At 66.3% G+C, this 16,843-nt stretch carries 18 protein-coding genes and 1 pseudogene; 1 reads left to right on the top strand and 18 read right to left on the bottom strand.

Annotated features, from left to right (window positions below):
• Window positions 1-58: 58 nt before the first annotated feature.
• Window positions 59-979: a nucleotidyl transferase AbiEii/AbiGii toxin family protein gene (locus tag CDN99_RS08310; RefSeq protein WP_033470456.1), complete on the bottom strand. Its 921-nt coding sequence runs from the start codon at window positions 977-979 to the stop codon at window positions 59-61.
• Window positions 972-1,730: a type IV toxin-antitoxin system AbiEi family antitoxin domain-containing protein gene (locus CDN99_RS08315; RefSeq protein WP_033470458.1), complete on the bottom strand. Its 759-nt coding sequence runs from the start codon at window positions 1,728-1,730 to the stop codon at window positions 972-974. The genes CDN99_RS08310 and CDN99_RS08315 overlap by 8 nt, the downstream gene beginning before the upstream one ends.
• A 231-nt stretch (window positions 1,731-1,961) precedes the next feature.
• Here CDN99_RS08315 and CDN99_RS08320 point away from each other — a divergent pair, with 231 nt between their 5' ends.
• Complete coding sequence (locus CDN99_RS08320) at window positions 1,962-2,324, top strand: DUF3742 family protein (protein ID WP_439650516.1); 363 nt, start codon at window positions 1,962-1,964, stop codon at window positions 2,322-2,324.
• 28 nt (window positions 2,325-2,352) lie between these two features.
• Here CDN99_RS08320 and CDN99_RS08325 read toward each other — a convergent pair whose 3' ends face one another.
• The 16 genes and pseudogenes from CDN99_RS08325 to CDN99_RS08405 all read right to left on the bottom strand — a co-directional run bounded on the left by CDN99_RS08325 (window position 2,353) and on the right by CDN99_RS08405 (window position 16,830).
• Window positions 2,353-3,885, bottom strand: coding sequence for a conjugal transfer protein TraG N-terminal domain-containing protein (locus tag CDN99_RS08325; RefSeq protein ID WP_033470462.1), 1,533 nt, complete (start codon window positions 3,883-3,885; stop codon window positions 2,353-2,355).
• 15 nt (window positions 3,886-3,900) lie between these two features.
• Window positions 3,901-4,254, bottom strand: a complete 354-nt coding sequence (locus tag CDN99_RS08330; protein WP_033470464.1) for a hypothetical protein — start codon at window positions 4,252-4,254, stop codon at window positions 3,901-3,903.
• On the bottom strand, window positions 4,251-5,657 hold the full coding sequence (locus CDN99_RS08335; protein ID WP_033470466.1) for an integrating conjugative element protein: 1,407 nt from the start codon (window positions 5,655-5,657) through the stop codon (window positions 4,251-4,253). Before CDN99_RS08335 ends, CDN99_RS08330 begins: the two co-directional genes overlap by 4 nt.
• A 10-nt stretch (window positions 5,658-5,667) precedes the next feature.
• The gene (locus CDN99_RS08340; RefSeq protein ID WP_033470467.1) at window positions 5,668-6,612 is read right to left on the bottom strand and encodes a TIGR03756 family integrating conjugative element protein; all 945 of its coding nucleotides are present in this window, start codon (window positions 6,610-6,612) and stop codon (window positions 5,668-5,670) included.
• Entirely contained in the window at window positions 6,609-7,055 is a 447-nt protein-coding gene (locus CDN99_RS08345) for a TIGR03757 family integrating conjugative element protein (protein WP_033470469.1), read from the bottom strand. Before CDN99_RS08345 ends, CDN99_RS08340 begins: the two co-directional genes overlap by 4 nt.
• A 381-nt stretch (window positions 7,056-7,436) precedes the next feature.
• Window positions 7,437-7,603: pseudogene (locus tag CDN99_RS29190) on the bottom strand (thymidylate synthase); the annotation flags it as partial.
• 17 nt (window positions 7,604-7,620) lie between these two features.
• Window positions 7,621-8,952 (bottom strand): adenosylmethionine--8-amino-7-oxononanoate transaminase, encoded by a 1,332-nt coding sequence (gene bioA / locus CDN99_RS08360; protein ID WP_050485076.1) that lies wholly within the window; start codon window positions 8,950-8,952, stop codon window positions 7,621-7,623.
• 53 nt (window positions 8,953-9,005) lie between these two features.
• Window positions 9,006-10,679: a dihydroxy-acid dehydratase gene (gene ilvD / locus CDN99_RS08365; RefSeq protein ID WP_033470471.1), complete on the bottom strand. Its 1,674-nt coding sequence runs from the start codon at window positions 10,677-10,679 to the stop codon at window positions 9,006-9,008.
• Between the two features lie 86 nt (window positions 10,680-10,765).
• A complete protein-coding gene (gene pyrC / locus CDN99_RS08370; protein WP_033470473.1) occupies window positions 10,766-11,809 on the bottom strand; it encodes a dihydroorotase in 1,044 nt (347 codons plus the stop codon).
• A 10-nt stretch (window positions 11,810-11,819) separates the two neighbouring features.
• Window positions 11,820-12,668 carry a DUF6671 family protein gene (locus tag CDN99_RS08375; protein ID WP_042928636.1) on the bottom strand — a complete coding sequence of 283 codons (849 nt, stop codon included), beginning with the start codon at window positions 12,666-12,668 and terminating at the stop codon, window positions 11,820-11,822.
• Window positions 12,665-13,759, bottom strand: coding sequence for a calcium/sodium antiporter (locus CDN99_RS08380; RefSeq protein ID WP_042928637.1), 1,095 nt, complete (start codon window positions 13,757-13,759; stop codon window positions 12,665-12,667). Before CDN99_RS08380 ends, CDN99_RS08375 begins: the two co-directional genes overlap by 4 nt.
• A 66-nt stretch (window positions 13,760-13,825) precedes the next feature.
• Window positions 13,826-14,824, bottom strand: a complete 999-nt coding sequence (locus tag CDN99_RS08385) for a YcjF family protein (protein ID WP_033470479.1) — start codon at window positions 14,822-14,824, stop codon at window positions 13,826-13,828.
• Window positions 14,821-15,048: an amphi-Trp domain-containing protein gene (locus CDN99_RS08390; RefSeq protein ID WP_042928639.1), complete on the bottom strand. Its 228-nt coding sequence runs from the start codon at window positions 15,046-15,048 to the stop codon at window positions 14,821-14,823. The genes CDN99_RS08385 and CDN99_RS08390 overlap by 4 nt, the downstream gene beginning before the upstream one ends.
• The gene (locus tag CDN99_RS08395; protein ID WP_088384478.1) at window positions 15,045-15,755 is read right to left on the bottom strand and encodes a VC0807 family protein; all 711 of its coding nucleotides are present in this window, start codon (window positions 15,753-15,755) and stop codon (window positions 15,045-15,047) included. The genes CDN99_RS08390 and CDN99_RS08395 overlap by 4 nt, the downstream gene beginning before the upstream one ends.
• 8 nt (window positions 15,756-15,763) lie before the next feature.
• Window positions 15,764-16,621, bottom strand: a complete 858-nt coding sequence (locus CDN99_RS08400; protein WP_033470486.1) for an ion transporter — start codon at window positions 16,619-16,621, stop codon at window positions 15,764-15,766.
• On the bottom strand, window positions 16,621-16,830 hold the full coding sequence (locus CDN99_RS08405) for a M48 family metallopeptidase (RefSeq protein ID WP_033470488.1): 210 nt from the start codon (window positions 16,828-16,830) through the stop codon (window positions 16,621-16,623). Before CDN99_RS08405 ends, CDN99_RS08400 begins: the two co-directional genes overlap by 1 nt.
• Window positions 16,831-16,843 lie beyond the last annotated feature (13 nt).

A 16,843-nucleotide genomic window follows, 5' to 3' on the forward strand; every position in this document is an offset into this window, starting at 1 on the left:
CCGCAATCAATGCGGCATGGGGCAACCCCGGCAAGCCGGGAATACTTCTGCCGCCGCGTCAGATCTGGCCCAGGCCGGCATCGAGCGCAGCGGCTTGCGCGGCGAAGTCCTTGGGGCGCTTTTTGCGAAAGGTCTCCAGGTTGTTGAGCTTCCAGCGCAGTGCCGGCAGTTGCGCGGCGTGCTGGCATTGCACCAGCGACCAGTCCGGTTCTGCGCGTACCAGGCCGCTCAGGAACCGCCTGTGCGCCTTCGTCAGCCGTTGCTGCAACTCGCTTCGCAACTGCGCGCGAGCGTCCAGCAGCGTGTCCAAGGGGCAGTCCACTTCGGCCATACCGACAAAGGCCCGTTCGTACTCGCCGGCGATGTCCTTGTCGTTGCCGAACAGCACTTCGTGGGGCGGCCGGTTGTGCCCGGCCAGGTAGACCACGAAGCACTCGACCATGCCATCGCTGATGCCGCCCGATTCGTAGAGCTGCCACACGTCGAACAGATCGCGCGGATGCTGTCGATCCAGCGCAGCCACCAGCTTGCTGGCGTACAGCTCGTCCGGCGCCAGGATCGGCAGCTCGAACTCGACGCCGAACAGATCGCGGGTCTTGGCGCTCAGTGGTCGCCGCTCGACGGGCAGCACACTGCCACGGAACACGACATTGACCTCGATCTTCACCTGGCCGACGTCGTTCTCGACGATCAGCTTGGTGTCCCCCAGGTCCTTGGCGCGAACCAGGCGTGTCTGCACACCCAGTGGTGCAACGCGCGCGGCGATGGCGGCCAGTTCCTGGTTGATGGCTTGCAGCGCTTCGTCGCGCGGCGTCTGCCACGGGAGGTACACCACGTCGATGTCCACCGACAGGCGTGGCATGTCCTGCACGAAGAGATTGATGGCCGTGCCGCCCTTCATAGCGAAGATGCCATTCGCGAAAACATCGGGCGCGACAGCCAGCAGCAGGCGAACGGTGTCCGCGTAGGTCTTATCCATGGGACTTCAGACTCAACAGGCTGCCGTCGTCGAGTCGGCTCATCCAGCGCGTGGCGCTGCCGGTGCGAACCGGGTACTGTTCCAGCAAGGCATCGACGTCCACGAGGCTTGTTTCCCGCGCCCAGGTGAGGAACAGGCGCACGGCCTTGACGCTGGTACAGCAGGACAGCAGTTGTCCGAGCATGTCCTTGCGGGGCGAGCGCAGTCCGTCGAAGACGTTGCGCGCTTCTTCGAGGCTCTGCTTGACACCGGCTTCGTACAGCAGCTCCAGAACGGCACGCTCGGGGGCTGCCACCCGCAGATCCTCGGGCAGGCCAGGCGGCGTGGACAGGGTCTTGCTGGCCAGCGCCGTGTCCGGCCAGTCGAACAGGCGGGCATGGACGTAGCGGGCCGGGAAGCGCGAGGTGAACCAGACCGGCAGCGCGTAGCGGTTGTCGCCCCACAGCACCAGCGTGTCGCGGCTGCTCAGGTTGTGCCGCACGCCCTGCAGGGCCAGGGCGCTCTTGCCGCCGACATGCAGGCCGGGCACGCGCTGCCGCAGGAACTTCAGCGCACCGTAGACCCCAAAGTCATCGTTCGGGAATGCATAGACACCCTGGGCCAGGCGCACGAGCCAGCCCCCGTCGGCGTAGTGGGCAGCGAGCTGGGGCGACACCCCGAACTGGCTCAGGGTGGCCAGATCGAACGGTGCTCCGCGGGGAAGCTCCGCCTGCAGACGCTTGATTACTTGGTGCTTGGAATTTCCATCCATGTTATAAAAATAACACGAAATCCAATCACGCCCTAGCGCTGCCACAGACATTTGCACAGAAAGTAGCATCATGTTTTACTTTTGGAGCATAATCTAATCATGATCGGCAGCCCAGGCCAATCCGACTCGCCGATCGCAACCTCGCCTTCTGGATCGCGGTCTATGCTGGAGGGCGAACGACAACGCCTCCCCCCATGAGGTGAGGCACCACTGAAACCGAGGCACATGAGCATGACCACCAACACGCACAACGGGCGCTGGAGCCACCGGCTGGGCCGGGGGGCTGGCCGCGCCTGGCGTGGCTACCTGCGTCGTGAGCAACGTGCCGCCGGCTGGCTGGTGGCGCGTGGAGTGCCTGCAGATGCGGCCAAGGCGGTGCTCTGGATCGTCAAGCTCGCCGTGTTCGGTGTCCTGCTCTACGCTGCATCCTGGCTGGCCTTGCTGCTGGTCTTTGCGGTGGCCGCCGCATGGCTTGCGCGGAACGCCGATGCGGATGATGAGAACCAGCCAGAGTGGCGTGAAGGACACTCCGGCCATGGTCTGTACGACAAGAACGAGTGGCGCCACGACATGGGCGACTCTGACGAGTCGTAGCTGCCCCATCGGTACGAAAGGATGCGTTTTACTTCGCGCCGCCTTTCGATGCAGCTGTCATCGCAAGGCGAGAACCACTACCTCCAGCCGCCTTTGCGTCGCCGGTAGCGACGGTAAGCGCACCAAGGATATTGCCTGCCCGTACACCAGCCCAGGCCAGTGCCATCACCCAGAACGTCGGCAGCACGATGAACATCATCGCCATGACGAAGTTCAGCAGCATGTCCCCGAACGCATTGTTCAGACCGATCAAAGGATCGAAGTTGCTGTGCGGCCGGTTCGCGCCGAAGCCCCAGCCGTAGAGCGCGTCGAGGATCGTGCTGTCGATCCAGCGCGCGAGCTGGAACCAGAAGTCCACGAAGAACAGCGCGAACTTCACGCAGCTCACCGTCACCGTCGTCTTGAGGTCGTAGGTGCCCACCAAGAGCACCAACGGGATGCAGATGACGAGCGCCATCTTGAGCATCGTCAGCACCATCGGCAGCGCCTGACGCACCACGTCCATCGCCGGGAAGAAGCCCAGCGAGCCCACGGTCAGCCCCAGGTCGCTCGCGCCGCGCGTGACGATGTTCGGCAAGGTCTTGTCGATCTGCCCGCCGTAGTCGGTGTAGACGGCGCCCTGGTTCATCTTCTGCTGTCGCGGTGAGACCACGGCGCGGATCACCGAATCATTGACCTCGCTCTGCGACAGGAAGCCCGCCCAGCGGCCGATGCGGGTCAGCAGGTCCGGGTCGACCTGTGCCAGCAGCCGGCTGCGCAGTCCCTGGCTGCCATCGGCCCACCACTGCCGGCAGGACGGATAGCCGCCGCCACTGTCCACCTGAGCCAGCCCCGCATCGCGCGTGGCGTCATAGGGCCAGACGATGCGCGGCGTCTTGGAGCGGTAGGTGTCGTAGAAGCCCGGCGTGCTGAGGAAGTAGCTCGACCCGATCCATGTCACGTCGTTCATCTGCTCCTCGGTGAGCGTCGGCCGATTCATGAACAGCTTGGCGCGCGAAGGCCCGTAGCAGTCGTGTGTGAAGTCTGCGACCTCCTGGGCCAGCACCGGGTCGTCGGTGCGCGTGGCATCCACATCCATCCGTATTTGCCGCAGGTCCGTGCCGCAGGGAATCGCTGCAACCGCCGCGCCCGTCACGGCTTTCGACAGCGCGTGCATGGCGAACCACCACACCGGCACGAGCGCGCTCTGGTTGTTGAGCGTGGTGTAGGCGTTGGACCAGCCCGTGTCCTGGGGCTGCGGGACATTGACCTGGCATTGTGCGGAGCGGGTCGTGTCGAAGCGGATGATACTGAGGTCGACCGGAACGAACGGGATGCCGGCGAACAGGATCACCACGATGGCCACCCACACACGGTTCTCGATGCGCAGCGAGGACAGCACGCCCTTGTTGCCTTCGTCCGCGCCCTCGCTGCGCGCCCGGAGCCATTCGTGGATGACGATGACAACGAACGGCAGCGCGAACACGCCGCTGGCCACCAGCAGGTTCCAGATGCCGTTGTTGACGATCCAGCCCACCAGCGTGAGGTAGTACTCCAGATAGTCCGTCGTGTAGAGCGTCATGCCCGTCTCCCGGTCTCAGCCGTGCCGCAGCAACTGACTGCCTTCCAGCAGCACGAGGGCTGTCACGGCCGCGATCTCCGTGCGCCGCAGGCGCTGATGCGCCTCGGCCGACGGTTCACGTTGCCGCAGGCGCCCGCGCATCCACCACCAGCCGTAGGCTGTTGCTGCGTAGAGCAGAAGCCGCCACAGGAAGAAGTGGCCCGCATGCGCCCTCAACCAGTTCTCCCAGCCATCGACGCCGCCGACCACGTGGATGCCCGCGATGTTCACCGCCACCGCGGCGGCGACCACCAGCAAGGTCCACAGCAGCGCCACGCCAACGCGGCGGTTGAACAGCCACGGCAGCCGCAGCCAGGCCAGCCGGCTCATGGCGTACCGCTCCGCGGCTTCTCGATCTCCCGCAGCCGGTCGCGTGTGGTGTCGCCCTCGAAGACACCGCGCGAGCCGGCGGCGCGGGTGCTGTGGCGCTGGATGATCGCCATCGCCGAGTTGCCGGCCAACGTGCGCCGCAGCTCCAGCTCGGTCTTGAGGTTGTTGATCTCTTGCTCCAGCGCGGCGTTCTCCTGATCGACCGCCTGCACGGCCAGCTCGTTGGCTGCGACGTTGGGCTCCTTCTTGCCCGTCAGCAGCGTGCGCTGCAGCAGCAAGGCTTTTTCCAGCACGCTCGACAGTGCGGCCTCGGATGCGAGACGCCGGCCCAGCACGTCCTGATCGGGCTCGTCGCGTAGCGCTTCGATCACGCCACGGGTGATCGGCAGCGAGCTGCTGCCGGCGGCTTCGAGATGGGCCGGCGTCGTCGGCCGCGCCCCTGTCACCAGCTCTTGCAGCGACTGCAGCTTGGTTTCGTACTCTTCCTGGATCATCGGCGTGAGCCCGACGCCTGGGGTGGTCTGCGTCTTGGTGCAGCTCTCGCAGGTGCGCTGCTCACGCTCGCCCAGCACGCGGATCGCCCAGGCCGAGGCCGCCTGCGGCGATGGCCAAGTCTGGCAGGTCAGGCGGTTGCCGCAGGCGCTGGACGCAATCGGCGACGCATCGCCGACGCTGCGGCCGTTGAGCAGGTTGTAGCCCGCACGCGTCACGTCGCCCACCACCTTGATCGAGCTTTGGCCGTTGCCGCCGGCATTGCTGCCGCCAACCCAGGGCACGCCGTTGTTGCCCCGGTTGGTCTCGGCCTGCTCGATGGCGGACACGGCATCGGTGCTGGCGACCGCATCGCGCAGCGCCAGGCCCTCGGCGAGCTGGTTCCAGCCGGCTTGACCGCCAGCCATGTCGGCCATCCGCTCGGCGATCGCACGGCAGGTCATCTTGGAGCGGTCGAAGTCCAGCCGCGCCTGCAAGATGCCGTTGGTGAGCAGGTTGTAGAGCCCGGGATCTGCGCGCTGGATGATCAGCGCCGGCAGCGACGCCACCGCGGCAGTAGCGTTCTGGATCACGTTCGACATGATCGTCTGGAAGCCATTGGTGAGGCCGTTCAACTGGTTCTGCAGCGTCGTGGTGATGCTCATGTCGCCGCAGATGAGGTTGCTGTTCCAGCCGATGCCGACACCGATGCTCTGCATGTTCCCCGCACCGCCCATGGACACGGCGCGGCCACCGCCGATGCTGTAGAGCACGTCGTCGCCGATCACGCTGCCGCTGACATTCACGCCATTGGGGTCGATGCGGGTCTGCGCCCAGGCGGCGCCGACGGCCAGCGTGATGGCCGCCACGAGCAGCGTGGCCCGCAGGTGCGACTTCGCGCGGCGCAGGAAGTCAGGGAGGGAGGCGTTCATCGTGGGTTCCTCACATGAAATCGACGCTGCCGAGGAAGACCTGGCCACGGCGCCGGCAGCAGGAGTACGGCCGCCACAAGGCCCAGGCGTAGTCGCCTTGCTGGGCCTGCACGCGGGTGCGGCTGTGCGGGAAGACCACGCAACTGTTCGAGAGCGTGGGCGTCAGCTCCTGCCACTTGCCCGTCGAGGCGTCGGTCTCCATCAGCGCGCCGGCCGGCCAGTAGCCGTCGCGGGCGTTGGCCAGCAGCGGCTGGTACACGTGGATCTGGCCGCGGCGCGTCACGATGTCACCCGCACGCTGCGCGACCACGGCACCGCTCTTGTAGTCGTCGGTCTGGTGCAGGAAACCGCCACGCGGATAGACGTTGCCCCACAGGTTCAGGCCGGCGCGCGTGCCGATCTCGCGCCGTCCGGGAATCAGAGCTTCGGGGTAGAACGCTTCGGGGATGTTGTAGCGCCAGGCGATGGTATCGAGCGTGCTCAGCAGGTAGGGCATGAAGGCCGTGCCCGCACCCTCGCAGGAGTAGCCGGAGGTGGCGGCGAACTGGCTGAACACCAGGCCGGCGGGGTGGCCGATCACGTCAGCGTTCTTGAACTTCGCCAGGTTGTTCTCGTTGTCGTGGTTGGTGGTGCCGTCGCCGCCGGCCTTGGCGGTCGGATTCGGCATGCTCATCGCCCGCACTTCCAGCCAGGGGTTCTCACCCGTGTTGCTGTAGCTCGACACGACGGCATCGGGCACGTAGTGGCGTACCTTCACCGAGGTGCGCACCGAGCAGCCGAACGGCGTGCAGTACAGCCAGTAGCAGATGCCGACGACACGGTACTCCAGGCAGTCGGGCGACAACGCCGAAGAGACGATGGTGGCGGTGTTCAGGGCGAACGCCGAGGTGGCCGCGCCCAGCATCAGCGAGGCGACGATGGCGCGCAGGCGCCGGGAAGTCATCAGGCGGCTCATGGGCGTGCGCTCCGGTAGGCGTCGATGCGCGCGACGGCGCGGGCCACGTCGGGCTCGCCGTAGACCACGTAGCGCCGATCGACCACCACAGCAGGGATCTTGACGATGCCCAGTCCCCAGGCATCGGCGACGCCCTGGTAGGCCTGGCCGATTCGGCGCTGCAGGTCGGCGCCGCCATCGAGCAGCCGCTGCCGTACCAGGGCCTCCGCCTGGGCTGGGTCAGCGGGCAGGTGCGCCGTGAGTTCGGCCTCGATGTGCGCCGGCTGGTCCAGCTCGATGACACGCACGCCGGCCAGGGCCTGCACCGGATGACGGCTGTCGGTGACGACGAGCACGTCCGCCGCCACCGCAGCCTGGCTGAACATGAACAGAACTGCCCACAGTCCGGGGGCAATGCTGATGATCAGCAGCTGGGGCGAAGCCCTGAAGAAGGGGGCCGGCATATCGGGTGTCCTTGAAATCGATCAAGGTCGCAGTCGACTTCAAGTGCCGATGTGGCGCGACAAAGAAACCGCAGTCGGGCCCTGCCGGTTTCATGCCTATGCCGTTGTGAGCATTGCGTTTGCCTCCTGTAGGAGGCGGAGGTCAGGCGCGCGACGCTGAGGTGCCCGCGAACCCAAGAAACGCATGATGCAAGCGAATCGGCATCGACGGCTTGGAGCGCGCATGTAGGCTCTGCCAAGTCCCTTCACTGATGTCGCTCGGGGCGAGGCGATCTACCGAGCGCGAAACTCGTCTCAAGTAAGCGTTGACGCCATCCGCGGAGTCCGGAGGCGAGCCGGAGAGAACATAGCCCACCATGAAGCCGATTGCGTGGTTCTCCCCGTACGGAGGTGGATATTCTTGGTGGTCAGCAGCGGGAGCCGTGCCGACAGGTCGAAGCGCATCTGATGGCCGAACAGGCTCAACGTCCCGGTGCCGGTGCGGTCGCTTTTTTTAGCGCCCCATGCGCGAGGACGTGACGCAACAACCGCAGGAATTGCCGCTCCATCGAGTCGCCGCTTCCGCTCATCGCATTGCCCCACGTCCATCGATCTCCGACAGGACGCGCCGAACCGCGCCCGTCAATAGCGAAAGGTCCTGCGGCTCGATCACGTAGGCCGGCATCATGTAGACCAGGCGGCCGAAAGGACGCAGCCAGATCCCGGCCTCCACGAATCGCGGCGTCAGCGCGCGCAGGTCCACCGGCGCATGCATCTCGATGACGCCGATCGCGCCCAGCACCCGCACCTCCCGCACCGTCGCCAGCGCGGCACAGGGGGCCAGTTCCGCGCGCAACTGGCGCTCGATGTCCCGCACCCGCGCCTGCCAGTCCTGATCCAGCAGCAGGTCGACACTCGCCACGGCCACGGCGCAGGCGAGCGGATTGGCCATGAAGGTCGGCCCGTGCATGAAACAGCCGGCGCCGCCGCGGGAGATGGTCTCCGCGACCTCGGCGGTGGTGAGCGTGGCGGCGAGCGTCAGGTAGCCGCCGGTGAGCGCCTTGCCCAGGCACAGGATGTCCGGGGCGATGCCGGCGTGCTCGCAGGCGAACAGCCTCCCGCTGCGCCCGAAGCCGGTGGCGATCTCGTCGGCGATCAGCAGCACGCCGTGCGCGTCGCACAGGGCGCGCACCTGGCGCAGGTACTCGGGGTGGTAGAACCACATGCCGCCCGCGCCCTGCACGACGGGCTCCAGAATCACCGCCGCGAGTTCGTCGCGGTGCGTCTCGATCAGGCGCGCGAACCCGGCGATGTCGGACGGATTCCAGGCGTCGTCGAACCGGCAGCCGGGGCGCGGCGCGAAGAGCTGCTCGGGCAGTGTCCCTCTGAAGAGGTGGTGCATGCCGGTTACCGGGTCGCACACCGACATGGCGGCGAAGGTGTCACCGTGATAGCCACCACGCAGAGCGAGCAACCGGCGCTTGTCCGGGCGGCCCCGGGCCTGCCAGTACTGGATCGCCATCTTGACGGCCACCTCCACCGATACGGACCCGGAATCGCACAGAAAGACCTTCTCCAATGTGGCTGGAGTGATCGCCACCAGCCGCCGCGCCAGTTCGATCGCCGGCGCGTGGGTCAAACCGCCGAACATCACGTGCGCCATGCCCCGTAGTTGATCCTCCACCGCGCGGTTGAGCCGGGGGTGGTTATAGCCGTGGATCGCCGCCCACCACGAGGCCATGCCGTCGACCAGTTCGCGCCCGTCGGCGAGCTTCAAGCGCACCCCCTCGGCACCGATCACCGGCCACGCCGGCAGCGGATCGGTCATCGAGCCATAGGGATGCCAGAGATGGGCGCGGTCGAAGGCCAGCGCGTCCGCCCAGTCCGGCCCAACCTTGACTTCGCCGTCAATTCCCATCGGCAGCCTGTGCCAGGGCGGCTCCCATCGCTCGAGTCAGATCTGTCATGGCTTCAATCGGTCACCGCCCCCTTGCTCGCCGACGATACCTGCTTGGCGTACTTCGCCAATACGCCCCGCGTGTAGCGGGGCGCAGGCGGTTGCCAAGCTTTGCTTCGGCGCGCGATTTCGTCCTCGGGCACGTTGAGTTGCAGCAAGCGTTGTTCCGCGTCCAGGGTAATCGAGTCGCCCTCCTCGACCAGCGCGATCGTGCCGCCCACAAAGGCCTCGGGTGCAACGTGACCGACCACCATGCCGTAGGTGCCGCCGGAGAAACGGCCGTCGGTGATCAAACCCACGCTGTCACCCAGGCCCGCGCCGACCAGGGCGGAGGTGGGCGAGAGCATCTCGCGCATGCCGGGGCCGCCCCTCGGGCCTTCGTAACGGATCACCACCACGTCGCCCGCCTTGATTTTCTGCGCCAGGATCGCTTCCATGCACGCCTCTTCCGAGTCGAACACGCGTGCGGGGCCTGTGATCCTCGGAACCTTCACCCCGCTGGTCTTGGCCACCGCCCCCTCGATGGCAAGATTGCCTTTGAGGATGGCGAGATGGCCGTGCGGATACATGGGCCGGCCCCAGGGCCGGATGACATCCTGATCATGGCGCGGCTCTTCGGGCACGCTCTCGAGCGCCTCGGCCAGAGTCTGGCCGGTCACGGTCAGCGCGTCTCCGTGCAACAGGCCGTGGGCGAGCAGCATCTTCATCACTTGCGGGATGCCGCCCGCTTGGTGTAGATCGGTGGCGACGTAGCGTCCGGACGGTTTCAGATCGCACAGCACCGGCACGCGCCTGCTGAATGCATCGAAATCATCGAGTGTCAGCTTCACTCCCGCGGCGTGCGCGATGGCGGGCAGGTGCAGCACGGCGTTGGTGGAGCCGCCCAGCGCCATCAACACGGCGATGGCGTTCTCGAACGCCCGGCGGGTGAGGAGGTCGCGCGGCAGGATTTGTTTACGGATCGCCTGCACCAGCACCTCGGCCGATTTCGCCGCGCTGTCGGCCTTTTCCGCGTCCTCCGCGGCCATGGTCGAGGAATACGGCAGGCTCATGCCCATGGCCTCGAAGAGCGAGGCCATGGTGTTGGCGGTATACATGCCGCCGCAGGAGCCCGCGCCCGGGCAGGCGCGGCGCTCGATCTCCAGTAACTCGTTCTGGTCAATTTTATGCGCGGTGTACTCACCGACCGCTTCGAAGGCGCTCACAATGGTGAGATTGCAGCCCTTATAGTGGCCCGGCTTGATGGTGCCGCCATAAACAAAGATCGCCGGGATGTTGAGGCGCGCGATGGCGATCATCGCCCCCGGCATATTCTTGTCGCAGCCGCCGAGGGCGAGCACCCCGTCCATGCTCTGGCCGTTGCACACGGTTTCGATGGAATCCGCGATCACCTCGCGCGACACCAGTGAATATTTCATGCCCTCGGTGCCCATCGAAATGCCATCCGAGATGGTGATGGTGCCGAACATCTGCGGCATGGCACCGGCTTTTTTCAACGCGGCATCGGCGCGCGCGGCGAGCGCGCCGATGCCCATGTTGCACGGCGTGACGGTGCTGTGCGCGTTCGCCACGCCGACGATGGGTTTGTCGAAATCCCCATCGTCGAACCCCGTGGCGCGCAACAGGGCGCGGTTGGGCGAGCGCTGCACGCCTTGGGTGACGGTTTTGCTTCTGCGGTTGTCGGGCATGATTTATCTCCTGATATGAGCCGTGCCCAAAGCGCCGTGACCGGGGACATTGGGTGTGGAATCTTGCAAACGAATGCCTTACGAGTTCACTCTGCCAACCGCCACGCAATCGTTTCCCCGGCGCGCAGCGGCACGCCTGTTTCCTTTCCGAAACGCAGCTCCTCGGGCACGGTCCAGTCCTGGCGCTCCAGTGTGATGCGCCCCGTATTGCGCGGCAGCCCATAGAAATCGGGGCCGTGGAAACTGGCGAACGCCTCCAGCCGGTCGAGCGCGCCGGCCTGCTCGAAGGCCTCTGCATACAGTTCGATGGCGGCGTGCGCGGTGTAGATGCCGGCGCAACCGCAGGCCGACTCCTTGGCGCGGCGCAGGTGCGGGGCGCTGTCGGTGCCGAGGAAGAATTTCGGGTTGCCGCTGGTGGCGGCGGCAATCAGCACCTGGCGGTGCGGCTCGCGCTTCAATACCGGCAGGCAGTAGGCATGCGGGCGGATGCCGCCGGCGAACATCGCGTTGCGATTCAGCAATAAATGGTGCGCAGTGATGGTGGCGGCCACGTTGGGGCCGGCCCGCTCGACGAACGTGACCACCTCGCGCGTGGTGATGTGTTCCAGTACCACCTTGAGGCGCGGAAAACGCTCGATGATGCGCTGCAGATGTCGCTCGATGAACACCGCCTCGCGGTCGAACACGTCGATCTCGGGATCGGTCACCTCGCCATGCAGCAGCAGCGGCAGACCGGTCTCCTCCATGGCCGCGAACACCGCGTCGCAGCGCGCGAAATCGGTGACGCCAAATGAAGAGTTGGTTGTTGCGCCAACGAGAAAGGCTTCACCCACCGCGTGCACGAAACCGCTCGCCCTGGCCCGCAGGATCTCTTCGGGCGTGGTGTGGTCGGTGAGATAGAGCGTCATCAACGGCTCGAAGGCCATGCCCGCCGGCAGCGCTGCCAGGATGCGCGCGCGGTAGGCGCGGGCCTCGTCCACCGTGCGCACGGGTGGATCGAGATTGGGCATGACCATGGCGCGCGCAAACCGCCGCGCGGTGTCGGGCAGGACCGCGGCCAGTGCATCACCGTCGCGCAGGTGCAGGTGCCAGTCGTCGGGACGGGTGAGGGTCAGGCGTGCTGTGGCCATTGATGGGATCTCATGGATTGCAGTAATCGCAGCGCCCCGGATCGGCGTACTGCGGCTCGGGGCGCTCGCGCGTTTCGCGATGCGCGCACTTCAGGCAGCCGTACACCTCGGCGCGGGTCTCGCGGGTCGGGGCGCCGCAGTCGCCACAGAGCAGGCCCGCAATGCGCTCGACGAGCCAGAACCCCGGCGCGCCGCAGGCCGGACAGGGCGAGCCGAGCTTGGCGACCAGGTCCTCGGCCGCAAGCCGGATCATCTCCATGCGCGTGGGGTTGGCGTGGGCCCGCAGGTCGGTCTCCAGGAACACCTGGCCGCTCGCCGATTGCGCCTGCGCCCAGGCGAACGCGGCTTTAAGCTCCTCCCAGGCGGCGATCCCCTTGCGCAGGCGCGGGTCGTTCTCGCCCTCGGGGCGCACGACCAGATGGTGCGCGGGAAACGCCGCCTGCCGGGCGAAGGCCTCGGCCGCCGTCCAGTCGCCGGTCAGAAGATGCGCGTGGATCGCCTTGCCCTGCGCGACACCGACGATCTCGAGCCCCTGCTCGTCGTCGATGAAGATGAGGAACTCCACGTTCCAGGGGAACATCCCCACCATCGGGTCCGGCCCGAACGAGCCCTCGCTGGCGAGCCCGAGCGAAAGTCCGGACATCTCCATGCCGAGGCGCGCCTTCTTGCGCGCCGCCTCGAGCTGCTTGCCGGCGCGCGGGATCTCGCGGGTGAAGGTGCCGAGGAGATCGGTGTCGTAGCCGCCGACCCGTTCCACCTGGCAGCCGAGCGCTGTGTCGAGCACCGAGGCAATCACGCGCTCCTTGCCGTGCTGGGTGAGCAGGGCGATGCGTGTTCCGGCGTAGACAACGCGGGTCATGGCGCCGCAGCGGTCGGCAGCGTCCGATGGCGCGCCAGCAGCACAATCAGCGTGATGACTGTGAGCGGCAGCACGAAGCCCAGCATGGTGGCGCTGTACGCCGGCAGTGCCATGTGCTGCGTGGCCGCAAGAATCAGGTACGACACATAGACGGCGTAATAGCCGAGGAACAGCGCCCCCTCCCAGCGCGCGATCCGGTGGCCGGTGGCGAAGATGGGCAGGCACGCGAGCGCCACCGCGATCATCACCGGCAGATCGAAGCGGACCAGCGCGGCGGCCACGTCGAGCCCGCCGGGCGTGACCAAGGCGGCGATGCCGGCGATTGCCAGGAGATTGAACAGGCTGCTGCCGATCACGTTGCCCACGGCGATGTCGCGCTCGCCGCGCAGCGCGGCCACCAGGGAAGTGGCCAGCTCGGGCAGGCTGGTGCCGACGGCGACGATGGTCAGGCCGATGACGATCTCGCTCACCCCGAAGGCGTGCGCGATCGCCACCGCGCTGTCGACCAGCCAGGTGGCGCCGAGCACGAGCAGCGCCAGGCCCGCGGCGATGAAGACGATCTGGACCGGCAACCGGTCGATCCATGCGCTCGCGCCGCCGTCGAACTCCCGCGCATATTCGGCCTGTATTTCCGGGCTTTCCTGGCGACTCTGGCGGATAGCGAAGACCGTATAAGCCACGATGCCGGCCGTGAGCAGCAGACCATCGAACAGGCCGATGCGGCCATCGAGCGCCATGACCCAAAACAGCACCGACACACCGATCACCAGCGGCACGTCGAAGCGGACGAGCTGCTGCTGAACCACCAGCGGCGCGATGAGCGCAGAAAGCCCGAGCACCACCAGCACGTTGAAGATGTTGCTGCCAACGATGTTGCCGACGGCGATGTCTGCCTGTCCCGAAAGACCGGACTGAACGCTGACCGCCAGCTCCGGCGAACTGGTGCCGAAGGCGACCACGGTGAGTCCGATCACCAGCGGCGAAATCCCGAAACGGGCCGCGAGGCGCGCGGCGCCGCGCACCAGCAACTCGGCGCCAGCCACCAGCAGCACCAGGCCCAGCACCAGAAAAACAACAACCGTAAGCGTCATGAAATCAAAGCCTCAAGAAGTCTGACCAAAAGATGCGCGCACTGTGGGGAAAACCCGCATCGCCGATCACCGCCCGCGCACCATGGCCATGACCCGCCCCATATCGAGCGTTGCAGCCTGTTGCTGGATCTGGGGCAGGTATTGCGTTTGCATCTGCTTGGCGGGGCCGAGCAGGTTCTGGAACGTATCCTTAAGCATCACCGTATTCATCACCCGGCCGCCGGCGTAATAGCGTTTGGCGAGCTGCCCCAGGGCGTAGGTGGTGGCGAAGGAGAACGCCATGCCGGTGGCCGCGCTTCCCACCTTGCCGAAGGTCCTGCCCGCTGCCTTGCCGAGCAGGCCGCCCAGCAGCTTGCGGCCGAACTGCTCCAGATATTGCGAGGTGAGGCCGACCCCGGCGGCGGCGATGAATTCCTTGATGTGGCCCTGGTCGAGCTGGACGCCGTGGGCGCTGCCGATGCCGTAGACCATCTTGATCTGCAGCGGGATGATGGCCATCGATGCCCAGGACTGCGGCAGTAGTTCCAGCGCACCGTTCATCAAGGCGTAGTTGAGGATGGACTTGTCGAGTTCCGCCTCGGACACGTTCGGCTGCGCCGCCACCACCGGCCCGGGCGCGGCGGCTACAGCGGCGGCGCCTGCCGCGGCTACGGGGGCCGCGGCCTCGCTGAGCTCGACAATGGCGTCGGCCTCGCGCTCGAAGGCGGCGGTCTGCCCCGCATCGAGCTTCAACAGGGCTTTCAGCTCGTTCAGGAAGCGCTGCTCGGCCTCGCTCTGGCGACCGTCGGCGTCGCACACGCACACCGCCATTTCATAGGCCAGCTGGCGTTCATGCCCTTCAGGGTGCTCGCCGGGGTCTTGCAACGCGGTAACGGCGGCATCCAGGCTGATGCGCTTGAGCAGCACGTCCTGATAGAGGCGGGCGAGATCAGGCGCGCCCGCTTCGCCGCCCAGCGACTCGGCGATGCGGCGGATTTCCTCGCGCTCGCGGTCGTGCTTGGCGCCGTCGGCGAAGGCGGCGTGGAGGGCGATGGCGAGGATGGCTTTCTGCTGTTCGGGGTTCATTGCGGGTTCTTCCATCTGATCTGGAATTCGATTTCTTCCGACTCGCCTTCCCGTTCGTGTTCGATGTTGCAGACCGCCCGCACCGGCACCGAGATTCTTTCGCCCGCGATCTGGATTTCAAAGCGTTCGCCCTGTTCGAGCGCATCGGCCAGGCGCCGCAATTTCGCAATGAACTCCGGCAGGGGGTAGGTTTTTTCCACATCGCGTTCAGGTTTGCTGTTCATGCGTGTCCTTTCAGTGCTTCGGTGAGTTTCAGTCCGGCCAACTCGCGGAGGGAGCGCGCCAGGAAATAGAGCGCGGCCATCATGATCAACATGGAGGGCAGCGCGATCATGGGATAGCTAAACAGGGTGAGCCGCCCCAGCTCTTCGTTGAAGGCGGGGGTGCCGGCCGGGCTGACGACGATCCAGGTGGCGAGCAGGTAGTTCATCGCCGCGGAGAAGAAGAAGGAAGCGCCCAGCATCCAGGTGGCCGCTTTCAGGCGGGCCTCGAAGACGTCGCCGGTGCCGCGCTGGCCCAGGTTCTGCTGTATCCGCTCGACGTTCATCAACGCCGGGCTGAACAGCAGCACCCGCACCAGCGGCTTGCGGGTATAGGCGGAGACGACCACGGCCAGGCCGATCAGGCCGGGAACCGCCGCTTCCTTGATCGCCAGCCACTGCGTGTCCAGTTGCAGCAGGCCGATGCCGCCGGTGAGCAGGATGCTGACCAGGCCCAGCGCGGCGAACAGGTTGAGCTTGCGCCGGGTAAGCAAATCCCGCGCGCCCCAGGCGAGCGGGAAAGCCAGCGCCAGCAGCAGCGCGTTGAGGACGCCCAGATCCTCCTCCGGGCTGGAGAGCTTTATCAGGATGATCGAGGGGATGATCAGGGTGATCAGCAGTTCGATCAGCGGATTGGCGGCGGGTTTAGAGGCGGCGGCGGTGTCGGTCATGGCGGGGCTCACTTTTCGTTTGCGGCGGGCTGTTGCGACAACAGCGTCCTCAGTTCGCGGATATCTTCGCGCATGGCACGCACTTCGGCATGCAGATCCGCTTCGATGTGCTCGCGGGCCTGTTCGACCGCCGCGACCGTCTCCTGCTGCTCCTTCTCGGTGAAGCTCTGCATGGCATTGACGATGATGGCAATGAACAGGTTGAGCATGGTGAAGGTCGCCACCAGAATGAAGGGCACGAAGAACGCCCAGGCATAAGGGAAGTTTTCCATCACCGGACGGGCGATGCCCATCGACCAGCTTTCCAGGGTCATGATCTGGAACAGGGTGTAGAACGAGCGGCCGAGGTGGCCGAACCATTGCGGGTAGTCGGCGGCGAACAGGTTGGTGGCGATCACCGCGAACACGTAATAGACGATCAGCAACACCAGGCCGATGGACAGCAACCCCGGCACCGCGCCCAGCAATGCGCCCACCACCCGCCGCATGGAGGGCACCATGGTCAGCAGCCGCAGCACGCGCAGCACGCGCAAGGCGCGCAGCACGGCGAACTGGCCGGTGGCCGGCATCAGCGCGATGGCGACGACGACGAAGTCGAATACGCTCCAGGGATCGCGCCAGAAGGCCCGGCGGTAGAGGAAAAGTCGCAGGCCGATCTCCACCACGAACACCGCCAGGATGGCGCGGTCGAGGTGAACGATCAAGCCGCCGGCTACCGCCATCGCGGCCGGCCAGGTCTCCAGGCCGAGCAGCACCGCGTTGATCAGGATCAGGGCGATGATGGCGCCCTGCACGCGGCGATGCTCGATGAACGTGCGCAGTCGTTCATGCGTAGAGGCGGATGCGGAATGCGCGACGGTCTCCATCAGCGTCCCGCGCCCGCCTTCAGCGCGGCGATGCGCTGCTCCAGCGGCGGATGGGTCATGAACAGGCACTTGAGTCCGCCGACGATGCCGAAGGCCGCCAGCTTGGCGGGCAGCGGCTGCGGATGCAGGCTGTTCAAACGCTCCAGCGCCGCGATCATGTTGTCGCGGCCCGCCAGGTTGGTGGCGAGAAACAGGACGACACGTTTCATGCCCGGGTCCCTG

Source organism: Roseateles aquatilis (assembly GCF_002205645.1).
GTDB lineage: Bacteria > Pseudomonadota > Gammaproteobacteria > Burkholderiales > Burkholderiaceae_C > Roseateles > Roseateles aquatilis.

Excerpts from the sequence above, each read along its gene's own strand:
- ilvD (WP_033470471.1), bottom strand. The coding sequence starts at position 10,679 with ATGCCCGACAACCGCAGAAGCAAAACCGTCACCCAAGGCGTGCAGCGC.
- CDN99_RS08330 (WP_033470464.1), bottom strand. The coding sequence starts at position 4,254 with ATGAGCCGGCTGGCCTGGCTGCGGCTGCCGTGGCTGTTCAACCGCCGC.
- CDN99_RS08325 (WP_033470462.1), bottom strand. The coding sequence starts at position 3,885 with ATGACGCTCTACACGACGGACTATCTGGAGTACTACCTCACGCTGGTG.
- CDN99_RS08385 (WP_033470479.1), bottom strand. The coding sequence starts at position 14,824 with ATGAACCCCGAACAGCAGAAAGCCATCCTCGCCATCGCCCTCCACGCC.
- CDN99_RS08340 (WP_033470467.1), bottom strand. The coding sequence starts at position 6,612 with ATGAGCCGCCTGATGACTTCCCGGCGCCTGCGCGCCATCGTCGCCTCG.
- CDN99_RS08310 (WP_033470456.1), bottom strand. The coding sequence starts at position 979 with ATGGATAAGACCTACGCGGACACCGTTCGCCTGCTGCTGGCTGTCGCG.
- CDN99_RS08395 (WP_088384478.1), bottom strand. The coding sequence starts at position 15,755 with ATGACCGACACCGCCGCCGCCTCTAAACCCGCCGCCAATCCGCTGATC.
- CDN99_RS08315 (WP_033470458.1), bottom strand. The coding sequence starts at position 1,730 with ATGGATGGAAATTCCAAGCACCAAGTAATCAAGCGTCTGCAGGCGGAG.
- CDN99_RS08390 (WP_042928639.1), bottom strand. The coding sequence starts at position 15,048 with ATGAACAGCAAACCTGAACGCGATGTGGAAAAAACCTACCCCCTGCCG.
- CDN99_RS08320 (WP_439650516.1), top strand. The coding sequence starts at position 1,962 with ATGACCACCAACACGCACAACGGGCGCTGGAGCCACCGGCTGGGCCGG.
- CDN99_RS08405 (WP_033470488.1), bottom strand. The coding sequence starts at position 16,830 with ATGAAACGTGTCGTCCTGTTTCTCGCCACCAACCTGGCGGGCCGCGAC.
- CDN99_RS08335 (WP_033470466.1), bottom strand. The coding sequence starts at position 5,657 with ATGAACGCCTCCCTCCCTGACTTCCTGCGCCGCGCGAAGTCGCACCTG.
- CDN99_RS08345 (WP_033470469.1), bottom strand. The coding sequence starts at position 7,055 with ATGCCGGCCCCCTTCTTCAGGGCTTCGCCCCAGCTGCTGATCATCAGC.
- bioA (WP_050485076.1), bottom strand. The coding sequence starts at position 8,952 with ATGGGAATTGACGGCGAAGTCAAGGTTGGGCCGGACTGGGCGGACGCG.
- CDN99_RS08380 (WP_042928637.1), bottom strand. The coding sequence starts at position 13,759 with ATGACGCTTACGGTTGTTGTTTTTCTGGTGCTGGGCCTGGTGCTGCTG.
- CDN99_RS08375 (WP_042928636.1), bottom strand. The coding sequence starts at position 12,668 with ATGACCCGCGTTGTCTACGCCGGAACACGCATCGCCCTGCTCACCCAG.
- pyrC (WP_033470473.1), bottom strand. The coding sequence starts at position 11,809 with ATGGCCACAGCACGCCTGACCCTCACCCGTCCCGACGACTGGCACCTG.
- CDN99_RS08400 (WP_033470486.1), bottom strand. The coding sequence starts at position 16,621 with ATGGAGACCGTCGCGCATTCCGCATCCGCCTCTACGCATGAACGACTG.